Annotated in this window: 12 protein-coding genes and 2 pseudogenes; 9 read left to right on the top strand and 5 right to left on the bottom strand. The window is 65.8% G+C overall.

From position 1 onward, the window contains the following. Nucleotides 1–24: 24 nt before the first annotated feature. A complete protein-coding gene (locus ACN20X_RS17330; RefSeq protein ID WP_461609623.1) occupies nt 25–1,062 on the top strand; it encodes a Bug family tripartite tricarboxylate transporter substrate binding protein in 1,038 nt (345 codons plus the stop codon). A gap of 14 nt (nt 1,063–1,076) precedes the next feature. Here the strand turns inward: ACN20X_RS17330 and ACN20X_RS17325 are convergent, their stop codons facing one another. Together ACN20X_RS17325 and ACN20X_RS17320 are read right to left on the bottom strand one after the other, a co-directional pair. After that, a complete protein-coding gene (locus tag ACN20X_RS17325) occupies nt 1,077–2,315 on the bottom strand; it encodes a flavin-dependent oxidoreductase (RefSeq protein ID WP_016453472.1) in 1,239 nt (412 codons plus the stop codon). 50 nt (nt 2,316–2,365) lie between these two features. Continuing rightward, nucleotides 2,366–3,346: a tripartite tricarboxylate transporter substrate binding protein gene (locus tag ACN20X_RS17320; protein WP_016453473.1), complete on the bottom strand. Its 981-nt coding sequence runs from the start codon at nt 3,344–3,346 to the stop codon at nt 2,366–2,368. Nucleotides 3,347–3,468: 122 nt separating this feature from the next. On the opposite strand from ACN20X_RS17320, the gene ACN20X_RS17315 reads away from it, so the two are divergent. The 7 genes from ACN20X_RS17315 to mmsB all read left to right on the top strand — a co-directional run bounded on the left by ACN20X_RS17315 (nt 3,469) and on the right by mmsB (nt 9,393). After that, nucleotides 3,469–4,008 (top strand): MarR family winged helix-turn-helix transcriptional regulator, encoded by a 540-nt coding sequence (locus ACN20X_RS17315; protein WP_227468525.1) that lies wholly within the window; start codon nt 3,469–3,471, stop codon nt 4,006–4,008. Between the two features lie 202 nt (nt 4,009–4,210). After that, on the top strand, nt 4,211–5,734 hold the full coding sequence (locus tag ACN20X_RS17310; protein WP_012205523.1) for a CoA-acylating methylmalonate-semialdehyde dehydrogenase: 1,524 nt from the start codon (nt 4,211–4,213) through the stop codon (nt 5,732–5,734). A gap of 61 nt (nt 5,735–5,795) precedes the next feature. Further along, the gene (locus tag ACN20X_RS17305) at nt 5,796–6,200 is read left to right on the top strand and encodes a lysozyme inhibitor LprI family protein (RefSeq protein ID WP_392451152.1); all 405 of its coding nucleotides are present in this window, start codon (nt 5,796–5,798) and stop codon (nt 6,198–6,200) included. A gap of 102 nt (nt 6,201–6,302) precedes the next feature. Then, the gene (locus tag ACN20X_RS17300; protein ID WP_016446004.1) at nt 6,303–7,469 is read left to right on the top strand and encodes an acyl-CoA dehydrogenase family protein; all 1,167 of its coding nucleotides are present in this window, start codon (nt 6,303–6,305) and stop codon (nt 7,467–7,469) included. A 23-nt stretch (nt 7,470–7,492) separates the two neighbouring features. After that, nucleotides 7,493–7,957 carry a TfoX/Sxy family protein gene (locus ACN20X_RS17295; protein WP_203399406.1) on the top strand — a complete coding sequence of 155 codons (465 nt, stop codon included), beginning with the start codon at nt 7,493–7,495 and terminating at the stop codon, nt 7,955–7,957. Between the two features lie 22 nt (nt 7,958–7,979). Continuing rightward, nucleotides 7,980–8,459, top strand: coding sequence for a DUF488 domain-containing protein (locus ACN20X_RS17290; protein WP_473209649.1), 480 nt, complete (start codon nt 7,980–7,982; stop codon nt 8,457–8,459). Nucleotides 8,460–8,496: 37 nt separating this feature from the next. Further along, complete coding sequence (gene mmsB / locus ACN20X_RS17285) at nt 8,497–9,393, top strand: 3-hydroxyisobutyrate dehydrogenase (protein ID WP_016453478.1); 897 nt, start codon at nt 8,497–8,499, stop codon at nt 9,391–9,393. A 261-nt stretch (nt 9,394–9,654) separates the two neighbouring features. Here the strand turns inward: mmsB and ACN20X_RS17280 are convergent. The 3 genes and pseudogenes from ACN20X_RS17280 to ACN20X_RS17270 form a co-directional block, all read right to left on the bottom strand. Then, nucleotides 9,655–10,278: pseudogene (locus ACN20X_RS17280) on the bottom strand (integrase core domain-containing protein); the annotation flags it as partial. Nucleotides 10,279–10,308: 30 nt separating this feature from the next. After that, a protein-coding gene (locus ACN20X_RS17275) for an IS3 family transposase (RefSeq protein ID WP_232357001.1) occupies nt 10,309–11,567 on the bottom strand; the annotation gives its coding sequence in 2 pieces (ribosomal slippage) (nt 10,309–11,237 and nt 11,237–11,567; 1,260 coding nt in all). 71 nt (nt 11,568–11,638) lie between these two features. Further along, nucleotides 11,639–12,205 (bottom strand): annotated as a pseudogene (locus ACN20X_RS17270) (helix-turn-helix domain-containing protein); the annotation flags it as partial. Nucleotides 12,206–12,531: 326 nt separating this feature from the next. Between ACN20X_RS17270 and trpB the strand changes: the two are divergent. Then, nucleotides 12,532–13,743 carry a tryptophan synthase subunit beta gene (gene trpB, locus ACN20X_RS17265; RefSeq protein ID WP_047327801.1) on the top strand — a complete coding sequence of 404 codons (1,212 nt, stop codon included), beginning with the start codon at nt 12,532–12,534 and terminating at the stop codon, nt 13,741–13,743. The last annotated feature ends 2 nt before the right edge of the window (nt 13,744–13,745 follow it).

Genomic DNA, 13,745 nt, shown 5'->3' with positions numbered 1-13,745 from the left:
AGCAGATCCAACAGGAGACAGACTGTGAAAGCATCCCCATCCAGCCGCCTCGGCACCGTCCCCTCCCGCCGCAAGGCCCTCGCAGGCGCCGCCCTGCTGCTGGCCTCCATCGCCCCGCTGCATTGCGCCTGGGCACAGGCAGGCTCCAGCAGCACCGCCAGCTTTCCCACGCGCCCCGTCACCGTGATCACGGCCTTTGCCGTGGGCAGCGGCCCGGACGCCGTGCTGCGCATCGTGGGCGAAAAACTGGCCGCGCGCTGGAAGCAGGGCGTGACCGTGGACAACCGCCCAGGCGGCGGCGGCTTTGTCGCCATCGAAGCCGCACGCCGCGCCAAGCCCGACGGCTACACCCTGCTGCAGCTCGACAGCGAACATGTCTCCGCCCTGCCCTACCTCTACAAGCAGCGCAACTTCCATCCGCTGCAGCACTTCGACCCGGTGGCGCCGCTGTTCCTCACGCCCTTCTTCGTGGCTGTGCCCACGAACTCGCCGTGGAAGAGCATGGGCGACCTGATCAAGGCGGCCAAGTCCGAGCCCGGCAAGGTCAGCTACGGCTCCTGGGGCGTGGGCAGCCCCGGCCACCTGGGCGGCGAATGGCTGGACTTCCTGACCGGCAGCAAGATGACCCATGTGCCCTACCGCGAGGTCAGCCAGCTCTACACCTCGGTGGCCAATGGCGATCCGGCCTGGAGCTTTGCCAGCCTACCCTCCAGCCAGGGCATCTACAAATCCGGCAAGATCCGCTACCTGGCCGTGGCCGCGCCCCAGCGCATCGCCCAGATGCCCGACGTGCCCACCGTGGCCGAATCGGGCGGCCCCGCCGACCTGATCGTGAACTCCTTCGTCTCCCTGCTGGCGCCCAAGGGCGTGGACGCCACCCTGCGCGACAAGATCCACGCCGACGTGGTCGCCGTGCTGCAGGACCCGCAGGTGCGCGAGAAATTCGCCACCTTCGCCTTCCAGCCCATCACCTGGGAAGTGCCGGAGATGGAGAAATTCGCAAGGACCAAAGCGGACCAGTACAAGCTGCTGATCCAGAAGGCGAATATCAGCCTGGATTGAGACCGCCGCCTGCCTCAGCCCTGCGACTGCGGATTCGCAAACCCCGCCACCTGCTCGTAATGGCGGGCAATGGCGCGCAGCTCGTCCTGGCTGATCAGCTCGTCGATATGGCCGAAGGGCTGGCCGCCGCTGAGTTCGTCCGCCTTCATGATGATGAAGTCGGGCGGCGTGGAGCGGTTGGTCAGCACCACCTGGCTGGTGGCGGGCAGGCGGCTGGCCTCATAGGCGGCCAGCAGCGCCAGCGGGTCGCCTTGCGGGTCGGCGGCCAGCAGGTCGGCCAGCACGCGCGCATCGCGCATGGCCTGGGCAGAGCCGTTGGAGCCGCGCGGATACATGGGGTGGGCCGCATCGCCCAGCAGGGTCACGCGGCCGAAGCTCCACTGGTCCACGGGGTCCTTGTCCACCATGGGGTACTCGAAGATGGTCTCGGCCGAGCGGATCAGGGCCGGCACATCCAGCCAGTCGAAGGTCCAGCCGCCGAAAATCTCCAGCACATCCTCCATGCGCCCGGCGCGATTCCAGTCGTTCATGCGCATCTGCGGGTCGCGGATCTCGGCCACCCAGTTGATGCGCTGCATGCCCTGGCCATCGACGTTGTCCTCGATGGGATAGATCACCATCTTGCCGGTATCGACCGAGCCGATGCGCAGATAGCTCTTGCCCGTGAGGATGGGCTTGAAGCGCGAGACGCCGCGCCAGGTGTTGATGCCGCCGAAGGCCAGCTCCTCCTGCGGATAGAACTGGCGCCGCACGGCGGAGTTGACGCCATCGCAGGCCACGACGATGTCGGCCGTGGCCGACGGCGGCACATGGCCCTGGGCATCCGGCGCGAAATGCACGGTGGCGCCATGGGCCGACTGGTCCACACGCACGCAGCGGTGGCCCGTGTGCACTGCCCCCGGGCCCAGGCGCTGCACGGCGGCCTCGAAGAGAACGCGGTGCAGGCGGCCACGGTGGATGCCCAGCTCGGGCAGCTCATAGCCGGCATGGCGGCCGCGCGGCTCGCGGTAGACGAACTGGCCATAGCGGTTGAAGAACACGCTCTCCAGGTTCTCGATCGCCAGGGCCTCCAGCTGCGGCTGCAGGCCCAGGTCGCTGAGTTCACGCATGGCATGCGGCAGCAGGGTAATGCCCGCGCCGATCTCGCGGACCTCGGGCACGGCCTCGAAGACTTCGCAGGCAATGCCTCTTTGATGCAGGGCCAATGCCAGGCACAGGCCTGCGATGCCGCCCCCCACGATCGCTACTTTCATCCGCTGACTCTCCATGCTTTCTCCAGGGGCGCTGTTGGCGCCCGCCCCGCCTACTCGGCGGTAATCCCCCGCGCCTTGACCAGATCGGCCCAGCGCCGGGCGTCCTTTTGCACCAGGGCCTTGAACTCGGCCGGCGTGCTGCCGGCCGGATCCATGCCCTGGGGCGCAAAGGCATGCCGGACTTCCTCCGACGCCAAAATCGCGCGGATCTCGCGATTGAGGGCATCGACCTGGTCCGCCGGCATGCCGGCCGGCGCAAACACGCCGTACCACATATCCACGTTCACATCGCCCGCCTTGGCCTCCTTGAGCGTGGGCACATCGGGCAGCAGCGGGTGGCGCCGCTGGCTGCCAATGCCCAGCGCGCGCAGCTTGCCGGCCTTCAAATGCGTCAATGCCACATGAATGGGCAGGAACATGCATTCCACCTGGCCGCCCAGCAGGTCCGTCAGCGCCGGGCCTGTTCCGCGATAAGGGATGTGCGTGATCGATACGCCCGCCGTGCTCTTGAAAAGCTCCATCGCCATATGGTGCGGAGTGCCCACTCCCGGCGATGCGTAATTGATGCGGCCCGGCGAGGCCTTGGCGGCCTTCACCAGATCGGCCGCCGTCTGATAGGCGGAGGCCGTGGGCGTCACCAAAATCAGCTGTCCCCAGCTGGTCAGCGTTACAGGCTCGAGGTCCGTCAGCGGATTGAATGGCAATTTGGGATACAGCGATGCGTTCATCACCAGGGTATTCACTGTCACCAAAAGCGTCTGGCCATTGGCGGGCGAGCGCACAACGGCCTCGGTTCCGATATTTCCAGAGGCGCCCGGCTTGTTCTCCACCACCACGGGCCGGCCCTGGCGCTTGGCCAGCAAAGGCCCGATCGTTCGCGCAATCGTGTCGATTCCAGTCCCCGGAGTGAAAGGCACAATCAATTTCAGAGGCACACTCTCGGTGCTGGCGATGGCGCCTGCTACGGGTAAACCCAATACTCCCAATCCGCTTGTCTTCAAAAATTGCCGTCTGCCAACAAAATTTCGCATGTAGACCTCTTTTGTAGTTAGCATGCAAACGCATGGTAATCATGCACCAGAATGGGCACAATTGGTGGAAATCGAATGAATACTGGACATCTCTGCAAGAATACTAGACGCATATGGACACGATGACGCCTGCACCACTGCCGCTATATCAGCGCCCTGGCTTTTTGCTGCGGCGCGCCCACCAGATTTCGGTCGGCATTTTTGAAGAGCAATGCCGCCCCCTGGGACTGACGCCGCCCCAGTACGGCGCCCTGGTGCTGATCGACGCCTCCCCCGGCTCCGACCAAAGCTCCCTGGCGCGCGCCATGGGCTTCGACAAGGTGACCACGCTGCGCCTGGTGCGCGGGCTGGAAGAGCGCGAGTACGTGCACCGCGCGCTGAGCACGCGTGACCGCCGCCAGCACCAGCTCACGCTCACCGAAAAGGGCCGGGCCCTGCTGGCCGCCAGCGTGCCGCTGGTGGACCAGGCCTACCACCGCCTGGTCTCTCCGCTGGAAGACGAGGAACTGCAGGAGCTTTTGCGCCTGCTGACCAAGCTGGAGTCCGGCCTGGGTGCCAGCGCCCGCGTGAAGCTGGAGCCGCTTCTCAAGCCCGCCGCCCGCGCCGTACACCACTCCAGCCCCGCTGCAGACGACCGCCTGCCAGCCACCGGTACGGACTGAGCCTTCAAGCCCTGAACCCGAATGGCCTGCGAACACCGCAGGCCATGTTTTTTGGCGTGGCCGAGTTGGCATGCCGATGTGCAAAAACGCACATGCATACTGCAAACATCTCCATTGCTTGCGAAAAACCGCACAGCTACCATGCGATGAACGCCCGGCGCACGGCATGCCGGGCCGACACCACCGCAACAGGAGACAAGCCATGAATGCATCCACGTCCGCCAAGGTTTTGGCGCCCACGGTCAAGCTGCTGATCAACGGCAAGCTGGTCGAATCCCAAAGCACCCAATGGCGCGATGTGGTCAACCCGGCCACGCAGGAAGTGCTGGCCCGCGTGCCCTTTGCCACGCCCGACGAGGTCAACGCCGCCGTCGCCAACGCCAAGGAAGCCTTCAAGACCTGGCGCAAGACCCCCATTGGCCAGCGCGCCCGCATCTTCCTGAAGCTGCAGCAGCTGATCCGCGAGAACATGAAGGAGCTGGCCGCGCTGCTGACCGCCGAACAGGGCAAGACCCTGCCTGACGCGGAGGGCGATGTCTTCCGCGGCCTGGAAGTGGTGGAGCATGCGGCCAACATCGGCTCGCTGCAGCTGGGCGAGCTGGCCAACAACGTGGCCAACGGCGTGGACACCTATTCCGTGCTGCAGCCCCTGGGCGTGTGCGCGGGCATCACCCCCTTCAACTTCCCGGCCATGATTCCGCTGTGGATGTTCCCCATGGCCATTGCCACGGGCAACACCTTCGTGCTCAAGCCCTCCGAGCAGGACCCCATGGTCACCATGCGCCTGTGCGAGCTGGCCCTGGAAGCCGGCATTCCGCCCGGCGTGCTCAACGTGGTGCACGGCGGCGAGGACGTGGTCAACGCCATCTGCGACCACCCCGATATCAAGGCCATCAGCTTCGTGGGCTCCACCAAGGTCGGCACCCATGTCTACAACCGTGCCAGCCTGGCCGGCAAGCGCGTGCAATGCATGATGGGCGCCAAGAACCACGCCATCGTCATGCCTGACGCCAACAAGGAGCAAACGCTCAACGCCCTGCTGGGCGCAGCCTTCGGCGCGGCAGGCCAGCGCTGCATGGCGCTGTCGGTGGCCGTGCTGGTGGGCGATGCGCAGAAGTGGATTCCCGAGCTGGTGGAAAAGTCCAAGACCCTGAAGGTCAGCGGCGGCACCGAGCCCGGCACCGACGTGGGCCCGCTGGTGTCCTGCGCGGCGCTGTCGCGTGTGGAAAGCCTGATCGAACGCGGCCTGGCCGACGGCGCCAAGCTGGAGCTGGACGGCCGCAAGCCCCAGGTGGCCGGCTACGACAAGGGCAACTTCGTCGGCCCCACCGTGTTCAGCGGCGTCAAGCCCGGCATGAGCGTGTATGACCAGGAAATCTTCGGCCCTGTGCTGTGCCTGGCGGCTGCCGACAGCCTGGACGAGGCCATCGAGTTCATCAACGCCAACCCCAACGGCAACGGCACGGCCATCTTCACGCAATCGGGCGCCGCGGCGCGCAAGTTCCAGGAAGACATCGACGTGGGCCAGGTCGGCATCAACGTGCCGATTCCCGTGCCGGTTCCGCTGTTCTCCTTCACGGGCAGCCGCGCCTCCAAGCTGGGCGACCTGGGCCCCTACGGCAAGCAGGTCGTGCTGTTCTACACGCAGACCAAGACCGTCACGGCGCGCTGGTTCGACGACAGCACCACCAGCCAGGGCGTGAACACCACCATCAGCCTGCGCTGATGCATGGGTGGGCGGGCCTGGATTGATCCGGGGCAGGCCCTGGCTCTGGGATGATGGCGGCATGCGTTTTCCAATGACCGCCCCCCTCTCCCGGGGCCTGGGTGCCGCCTTGCTGACCATCCTGGCCGCCCCCCTGCCCCTGACCCTACACGCGCAGGCCGGTGCAGCCTGCGACCCGGCCTCCACCGCCGCCGCCAGCCGCAATGCCTGCGCGGTCCAGGCCTTCCAGGAGGCCGACACCGCGCTCAACATCCGCTACCTGGACGTCATGCAGCAACTGCCCCAGGGCAAGCGAACGGGCCTGCGCCACGACCAGAACGGCTGGATCAAGGGCCGCACGGCACGCTGCAAGGCCGCCACGCGCGACAGCGAAACCCAGCCTGAAGGCCCGCGCCTGTACCACGAATGCCTCACGGCCGCGACACAGGAGCGCATGCAGGTGCTGGAGCGTTGGCTGCAGCACTGACCGCCGCACGCACCGACAGGTATCGACAGGCCCCCGCAGGCCCCGAAAGCCACCCCCAGAACAACAAGGGCCCCAGAGCCCAACGCAGGAGACAAGCCAGCCATGGACTTCGAACTCAACGACGACCAGCGCGCCTTTGCCGAATCGGCCCGCGCCTTTGCCCAGGCCGAACTCGCGCCCCATGCCGCGCACTGGGACCGTGAATCCATCTTCCCGCGCGAGGCCATCGCCAAGGCGGGCGAACTGGGCTTTTGCGGCCTGTACGCGCCCGAGAACGCAGGCGGCCTGCAGCTGCCGCGCCTGGACGCCACCATGGTCTTCGAGGAACTGGCCGCCGTCGATCCCTCCACCACCGCCTTCATCACCATCCATAACATGGCCACCTGGATGCTGGGCACCTGGGCCACCGACGCCGTGCGCGCCGAATGGGGCGAGGCCCTGACCAGCGGCCGCAAGCTGGCCAGCTACTGCCTGACCGAGCCCGGCGCGGGCTCGGACGCCGGCTCGCTCAAGACCCGGGCTGAACTGGCGGGCCATGAATACATCATCAACGGCGCCAAGGCCTTCATCAGCGGCGCGGGCAGCACCGACATGCTGGTGCTGATGGCCAGAACGGGCGACGCAGGCTCGGGCGCCAGCGGCATCTCCGCCTTTGCCGTGCCCGCCGACCTGCCCGGCATCAGCTACGGCAAGAAGGAAGAAAAAATGGGCTGGAACAGCCAGCCCACGCGCGTCATCAGCTTCGACAACGTGCGCATTCCCGCCCAGAACCTGCTGGGCCGCGAGGGCGAAGGCTTCAAGATCGCCATGAAGGGCCTGGACGGAGGGCGCATCAACATCGCCACCTGCTCCGTGGGCGCCGCCCAGGGCGCGCTCACCCAGGCCCAGCAGTACATGCACGAGCGCAAGCAGTTCGGCAAGCCCATTGCCAGCTTCCAGGCCCTGCAGTTCAAGCTGGCCGACATGGCCACCGAACTCGTGGCCGCGCGCCAGATGGTGCGCCTGGCCGCCTCCAAGCTCGATGCCGGCGCGCGCGACGCCTCCACCTACTGCGCCATGGCCAAGCGCTTTGCCACCGATGCCGGCTTCATGGTCTGCAACGAAGCCCTGCAACTGCACGGTGGATACGGCTACATCCGCGAATACCCGCTGGAGCGACTCATGCGCGATGCCCGCGTGCACCAGATCCTCGAAGGCACGAACGAAATCATGCGCGTCATCATCGCGCGGCGCATGCTGGAAGGCGATGCGCCGGACATGATCCGCTGATCCATCCACATCCAGCCCGCGCCATGCCCGCCCGCCCGCTCTCCGACACCACGCTGCACCTCATAGACGCCGTGCGCGAAGCCCTGGCCGGCTGCGACGACGTGCAGGAAAAGCGCATGTTCGGCTGCCATGTCTTCATGGTCAACGGCAAGCTGTGCCTGGGCGTGGAAGACGACGAACTGCTGGTGCGCCTGCCGCCTTCGCAGCACGCGGCCGTGGCCGAGACGCCGGGCCTGCGCCCGCTCTCATCCAAGGGCCAGATGGACGGCTACTTCTTCATCGGCCCCGCCGCCTACGCCACGCGCCAGCAGTGGCAGTACTGGATTGCCCAGGCCCTGGCCTTCAACCCCCACGCCAAGGCCACGCCCCCGAAAAAGCGCAAGGCCCAGGCCAGCGAACCCGCGCCCGCCGACGCAAAGACCCCGCCAGCGGCGCCCGCCCCGGCCGGGCGCCGCACACGCAAGCACCCCATCTTCGGCGACGAATAAGCCCCCTTTGCAGGAGAGCCCCATGCCCATCCGCATCGTCCAGCTAGGCAGCCCCCGCCACGCCGATGAAGGCCTGCGCATAGGCACTGTGCGCCGCCCGCCGCGCGGCGTGCCCAAGGCCGAATTCGCCAGCCGCGACTACTACGACGTCTGGTACCCCGAACTCTCGCCCCAGCCCGACACCATGCACACCGCGCTCGAATCGCACCGCCTGCAGGACCACGGCCAGCAGGCCGAGGCCGACAAGCTCTGGCAGCAATTCGTGCGCAAATTCCGCAAGGAAATGGCCGCGCCCGCCGCCAGCCGCACCCTGGACCTGCTGGCCGCCCTCTCGCAGCACAGCGCCTTCGCCATCGGCTGCTACTGCGAGCAGGAGGCGCGCTGCCACCGCGGCATCCTGCGCTCCCTGCTCAAGGAACGCGGCGCCGACATTGCGAACGGTGACAAGGACACCGGCGACATGGACACCGGCGAAAACTACACCGACGACACGGTCCACTGAGACACACCACAAGCTTCACAACACAGGAGACAAGCACATGCAGATCGCATTCATCGGACTCGGCAACATGGGCGGCCCCATGGCCATCAACCTGCACAAGGCCGGCCACACGGTCAAGGCCTTCGACCTCTCCAAAGACGCCTGCGCCAAGGTCGCTGCAGAGGGCGTGAGCATTGCCGCCAGCGCCGAGGACGCCGTGCAGGGCGCCGAAGCCGTGGTCTCCATGCTGCCCGCCAGCCAGCATGTGGAAGGCCTCTTCCTCGGCCGTGACGGCGCGGCCGGCCTGCTGCAGCGCGTTGCCAAGGGCGCGCTCATCATCGACAGCTCCACCATCGCCGCCGCCACCAGCCAAAAGGTCGCCAAGGCCGCCGAAGCCGCAGGCATTGCCTTCATCGACGCCCCCGTCTCCGGCGGCACGGGCGGTGCCATTGCAGGCACCCTCACCTTCATGGTGGGCGGCAGCGACGCCGACCTGGAGCGCGCCCGCCCCCTGCTCGAAAAAATGGGCGCCAACATCTTCCACGCCGGCGCCGTGGGCGCGGGCCAGACCGCCAAGATCTGCAACAACATGCTGCTGGGCATCCTCATGATCGGCACCAGCGAAGCCATCGCCCTGGGCGTGGCCAACGGCCTGGACCCCAAGGTCCTCAGCGAAATCATGCGCCGCAGCTCGGGCGGCAACTGGGCCCTGGAAAAATACAACCCCTTCCCCGGCGTCCACGAAAACGCCCCCGCCTCCAAGAACTACGCAGGCGGCTTCGGCACCGACCTCATGCTCAAGGACCTGGGCCTGGCCCAGGAAAACGCCATGGCCGTCAAGGCCTCCACGCCCCTGGGCGGCATGGCCCGCGCCATGTACGCCATGCACTCCATCGCAGGCAACGGCGCCCTGGACTTCTCCAGCGTCATCCGCTCCCTGCAAAAGAACGGCTGACGCCCCCGGCCCCGCCCCATCTCCCCGCCCCCAATCCCGTATGCCCGCGCCTGCGTCGGGCCGCCTGCGGGGTTGCAGTCCTGCCGCAGGACAGGACTGCTTCGTCAACTGACTCGCCGTGATGTTTGAGTGAAGCGCGCAGCGCGCAACGAGTTTCACGGCGAACCCCGCAGGCGGCCCGACGCAGGTTGCCCCGCAGCGCAGCGAAGGGGTCGCGGGCATTCGGGTTGTACGTGTCAAGGACATGGGTAACAACTCAGCTCACAGACATGGGTAACACTTCAAGCTCACATAGTCCTTCTGGGGTCCTCGCACATCCTCTTCGTTGAAGCAGCCCAGTCGCACCGGCCCCAGATACACATCCCACTGGCCAGCGGCCACCTCCTGCATCCCGATCCACTGCCCCGCCAGCAGGTAGCCTATGTAGATCCGCAGCGCTCGCCAGTAAATCAAGCCGTTGTGGCTGACCCGAACCCTTTCCCAATGCTTCGGATACTCCAGCTCCGGTAGCTTTGAGGGGTATGGCCTGACCGAGTCGCTGTAGTGCTGGGCCGGCATGCTTTGCTGCAAGGCCTCATGCGGGCGCTGCTGGTTGTAGTGCTCCACAAAGGCATCGAGCTGCATCTGCAATGCCGCTTTGTCCGCCGCAGGCTCTTTGCCCAGGGCATGCTTGAGCGTGCGGTGCATCCGCTCGTGGCGACCGTTTTGCTGTGGCTTGCCCCTCTCGATGCGCTCCGGCCTGATGCCCAGCCTTATCCACCATATCGCCAGGCGTGACAGGCCCGCCACGCCAGTAGTCGCGAACGGCGGACCGTTGTCACTGCGTATGCGCTCGGGCAGTCCGTATTGCCGAAACACCTGTTCGAAGCTGCGTTTGGCATCCTCTGATGTTGCCCCCGTATTCCCGACCCCGCCCTATTCGCAATAAAGCACTTGGTCAGCCCCTGCAGCCTGTTGCCGCCTGAACTCCCGAGGCGAACGCATTTTCAACGAAGAATGCGGATGCACCTCGTTGAAGTGCTCGAAGGCCGCTGGCAGTTGTGCCAGTACCGTCTGCGCGTCACTTAGGTCCATGCGCGCCACATAGTCGCGCTTGAAGGTGTTGACGAAGCTCTCGGCCATGCCGTTGCTCTGCGGGCTGCAGACGGGCGTGTTGATGGGCTTCAGGCCCAGCGCGCGTGCCAGTGCCCTCGTTTCGGAGGCGATGTAGGCACCGCCGTTGTCACTGAGGAACTCCAACTCCTGGCCCTGCGGGACCGCTTCGACCGAGCCGAATCGGCGTTCGACGGCCTCGATGAGCATCTCGCGAACCGGCTCGCCTGGCAGTCCCTTGCCCTCCCATGCACGCCAAGCCAGCACCTCACGGTCGCAGCAGTCCTTGGCGAAGGCGGCTGTCACGGTCTGCCCTGAATCGCACTTGATTTCCAGACCATCGGAGCACCATCGAAGGTCGCTGCGCGAGACCGCAACACGGCCCTCATGCGTGCGTGCGGACTGGCGGCGGCGAGGCGCCTTGGGCAGCAGCAAAGCGGCTTGTGCCATGACGCGATAGACGCGTTTGGCGTTGACCCTCGGGGCGCCCCGTGCCGCACGCTGGCGGTTCACCAAGGCACAGGCACGTCGGTAGCCATAGCTGGGCAAGTCGGCAATTTCCTGGCGCAGTTCGGCGAGCAGCCCGGCATCGTCGCTGGGTGTGCGATGGCTGCGGCCATCGGTCCAGTCTTCACCGCGCCCAAGCAGCTCGCGCACATGCGAGCGCGCCAGCCCCATCGTCCTGCAGACCGTCTTCACTGGTCGTCCCCGGGCAACAAGGGCGAGCGCGCAATCCACTTTTTTTCTGCGGCGTACTCCACGGCTTCCTTGAGGATTTCGTTCTCCAAGGTTTTCTTGCCGAGCACGCGCTGCAGCTTGGCGATTTCCGCGCGGGCAGCCGCCAGTTCGGATGCGGGCACGACTGCCTCGCCAGCGGAGACGGCGGTCAAAGCCCCCTGGCGTTCGAGCTTGCGCCACTGGAACAGCAGTCCAGCCGAAACGCCTTCCTGCCGAGCGACCAATGACACGCTCATGCCTGGTTCGTAGGTTCGGCGCACCAGCGCCGCCTTCTCTGCGAGAGACCAGCGCCTGCGGCGCTGGTCCTTCACGACTACCTCGATTGACTCCGTATGCCTAGTCATATGCACAGTCCTGTTCCTATCTTCAAAGATAAGCGATAGGACGGGGCCGGGGAATCAGGGGGCTATTTCACCTCGTAGTTGGGGCTGTCGTAGACATGCACGGCCAGCAAATAACGGCTGGCGTGGTCCATGATGGTCAATGGATAGCACCAGTGACCATCGGCTGTCTTGAACTGGCCTTTGTAGTCTGCACTCCACACCCCATTGGGCTGCTTGCTCGTTCGCAAGGGCTGGGCCGTAGGCACCGAGCGTCTGCGTACACGCCTGCTGCAAACAAGCCCCTCAGCCTTCAGCACGTTGTAGATGGTGGTTTTGCTGGGTGTCTCCTGTGGGCCCCAGCGCTGCAGGAGCAAAGCGTGCAGCTTCTTGGGCCCCATCTGTGACCTTTGCTGCGTGCGCAGCTCAATGATGGCCCGGCGCTGTGCATAGCTGATCGCCTGATTGTTCCCGTGGGGCCTGCGACTGCGTTCTTGCAATCCATCCATGCCCAGTTGGCGGTAACGCTCAACCCACTTGTAGGCCGTCTTGCGGCTGATGCCGTAGCGCCTGCACAGCTCGCTCAGCGGCACGCCACTGCGCAGATGGTCGGCTATGAAGAGCAGTTTCTCGTCCATGGGTGCGCACTCCTTCCAGGGCATGGTGATCGCTCCTTGGCTGCTGTTGGCTCCAGCTGCCAAGCTTGGATCTGTTACCCATGTCCTTGTACTGATGTGTCACCTATGAGTGTGAGTCGTACCGGTCGCCTTCTTTGATCTGACCTTTCTTGGCGAATCAAGAAAGGGCAGTCGGCTGCCGGGCCGAAACCCGGCCTCGAAAAACAACCACCCGGCAGGGCCAAAAACCAGAAACCCCGGTCAATCCAACCGGGGTTTTCTCTCTCGGCCACCCCCAACAGCCCTGCGTAAGCTGCCACGGCTACCCTGAATCGCCAGAGCGTCATCCATCACAACGAACACAAGCAACCATGACCACTACACCCCCCACCTTCTCCCCCATGCCCACAGCAGAAGGCTACTTCGGCCCCTACGGCGGCCAGTTGGTCCCGCCCCACCTCAAGCAGGCCATGGACGACATCAACACCGCCTACGCCGAAATCACCAAACGCCAAGACTTCCAGCAGGAACTGGCCCAGCTCTTCGCCGACTACGTGGGCCGCCCCAGCCCCATCTTCCACGCGCGGCGCCTGTCGGAGCAGCTCGGCGGCGCACAGATCCACCTCAAGCGCGAAGACCTCAACCACACCGGCGCCCACAAGATCAACCACTGCCTGGGCGAGGCCCTGCTGGCCAAGTTCATGGGCAAGAAGAAGGTCATCGCAGAAACCGGCGCCGGCCAGCACGGCGTGGCCCTGGCCACGGCCTGCGCGCTGGTGGGCATTCCCTGCGAGATCCACATGGGCCAGGTGGACATCGAGAAGGAACATCCCAACGTCACCAAGATGCGCATCCTGGGCTGCAAGCTCGTGCCCGTCACGCGCGGCGCGGCCACCCTCAAGGAGGCCGTGGACAGCGCCTTCGAGGAATACCTCACCAACCCCACCGACTACATCTACGCCATCGGCTCCGTAGTCGGCCCCCACCCGTTCCCGATGATGGTGCGCGACTTCCAGAGCATCATCGGCCGCGAGGCGCGCGAGCAATTCCAGGCCAAACACGGCAAGCTGCCCGACCATGTGGCCGCCTGCGTGGGCGGCGGCTCCAACGCCATGGGCATCTTCACGGCTTTCCTGGGCGATGCCTCGGTCAAGCTCGTCGGCGTGGAGCCCTCGGGCGAAGGCACGGACAAGCCCGGCCGCCACGCAGCCACCCTCAGCATGGGCAAGCCCGGCGAAATCCACGGCATGAAGTGCTACGTGCTGGAAAACGCAGACGGCACGCCGGCTGCCGTGCACAGCATTGCCTCGGGCCTGGACTATCCGGGCGTGGGCCCGCAGCACAGCTACCTCAAGGACCTGGGCCGCGTGCAGTACGAATCCGTCACCGACAAGGAATGCCTGGACGCCTTCATGCAGCTGTCGCGCGTGGAAGGCATCATCCCCGCGCTGGAAAGCGCCCACGCCGTGGCCTGGGCCATGCGCGTGGCGCCCGGCCTGCCCAAGGACCAGCACATCCTCATCAACCTCTCGGGCCGGGGCGACAAGGACGCCGACTACGTGGCCAAAGTGCTGGGCCTCTGAAC

The sequence above is a fragment of the Delftia sp. PX-1 genome, assembly GCF_055797465.1.
The sequence above is the reverse complement of the archived record's forward strand: the minus strand, read 5'-3'. Positions and strand labels throughout refer to the sequence as shown.

Coding starts and splice junctions, on each gene's coding strand:
- ACN20X_RS17290 (WP_473209649.1), top strand. CDS start 7,980: ATGCCCATCCGCATCGTCCAGCTAGGCAGCCCCCGCCACGCCGATGAA.
- ACN20X_RS17300 (WP_016446004.1), top strand. CDS start 6,303: ATGGACTTCGAACTCAACGACGACCAGCGCGCCTTTGCCGAATCGGCC.
- ACN20X_RS17310 (WP_012205523.1), top strand. CDS start 4,211: ATGAATGCATCCACGTCCGCCAAGGTTTTGGCGCCCACGGTCAAGCTG.
- ACN20X_RS17305 (WP_392451152.1), top strand. CDS start 5,796: ATGCGTTTTCCAATGACCGCCCCCCTCTCCCGGGGCCTGGGTGCCGCC.
- ACN20X_RS17325 (WP_016453472.1), bottom strand. CDS start 2,315: ATGAAAGTAGCGATCGTGGGGGGCGGCATCGCAGGCCTGTGCCTGGCA.
- ACN20X_RS17295 (WP_203399406.1), top strand. CDS start 7,493: ATGCCCGCCCGCCCGCTCTCCGACACCACGCTGCACCTCATAGACGCC.
- trpB (WP_047327801.1), top strand. CDS start 12,532: ATGACCACTACACCCCCCACCTTCTCCCCCATGCCCACAGCAGAAGGC.
- mmsB (WP_016453478.1), top strand. CDS start 8,497: ATGCAGATCGCATTCATCGGACTCGGCAACATGGGCGGCCCCATGGCC.
- ACN20X_RS17315 (WP_227468525.1), top strand. CDS start 3,469: ATGACGCCTGCACCACTGCCGCTATATCAGCGCCCTGGCTTTTTGCTG.
- ACN20X_RS17320 (WP_016453473.1), bottom strand. CDS start 3,346: ATGCGAAATTTTGTTGGCAGACGGCAATTTTTGAAGACAAGCGGATTG.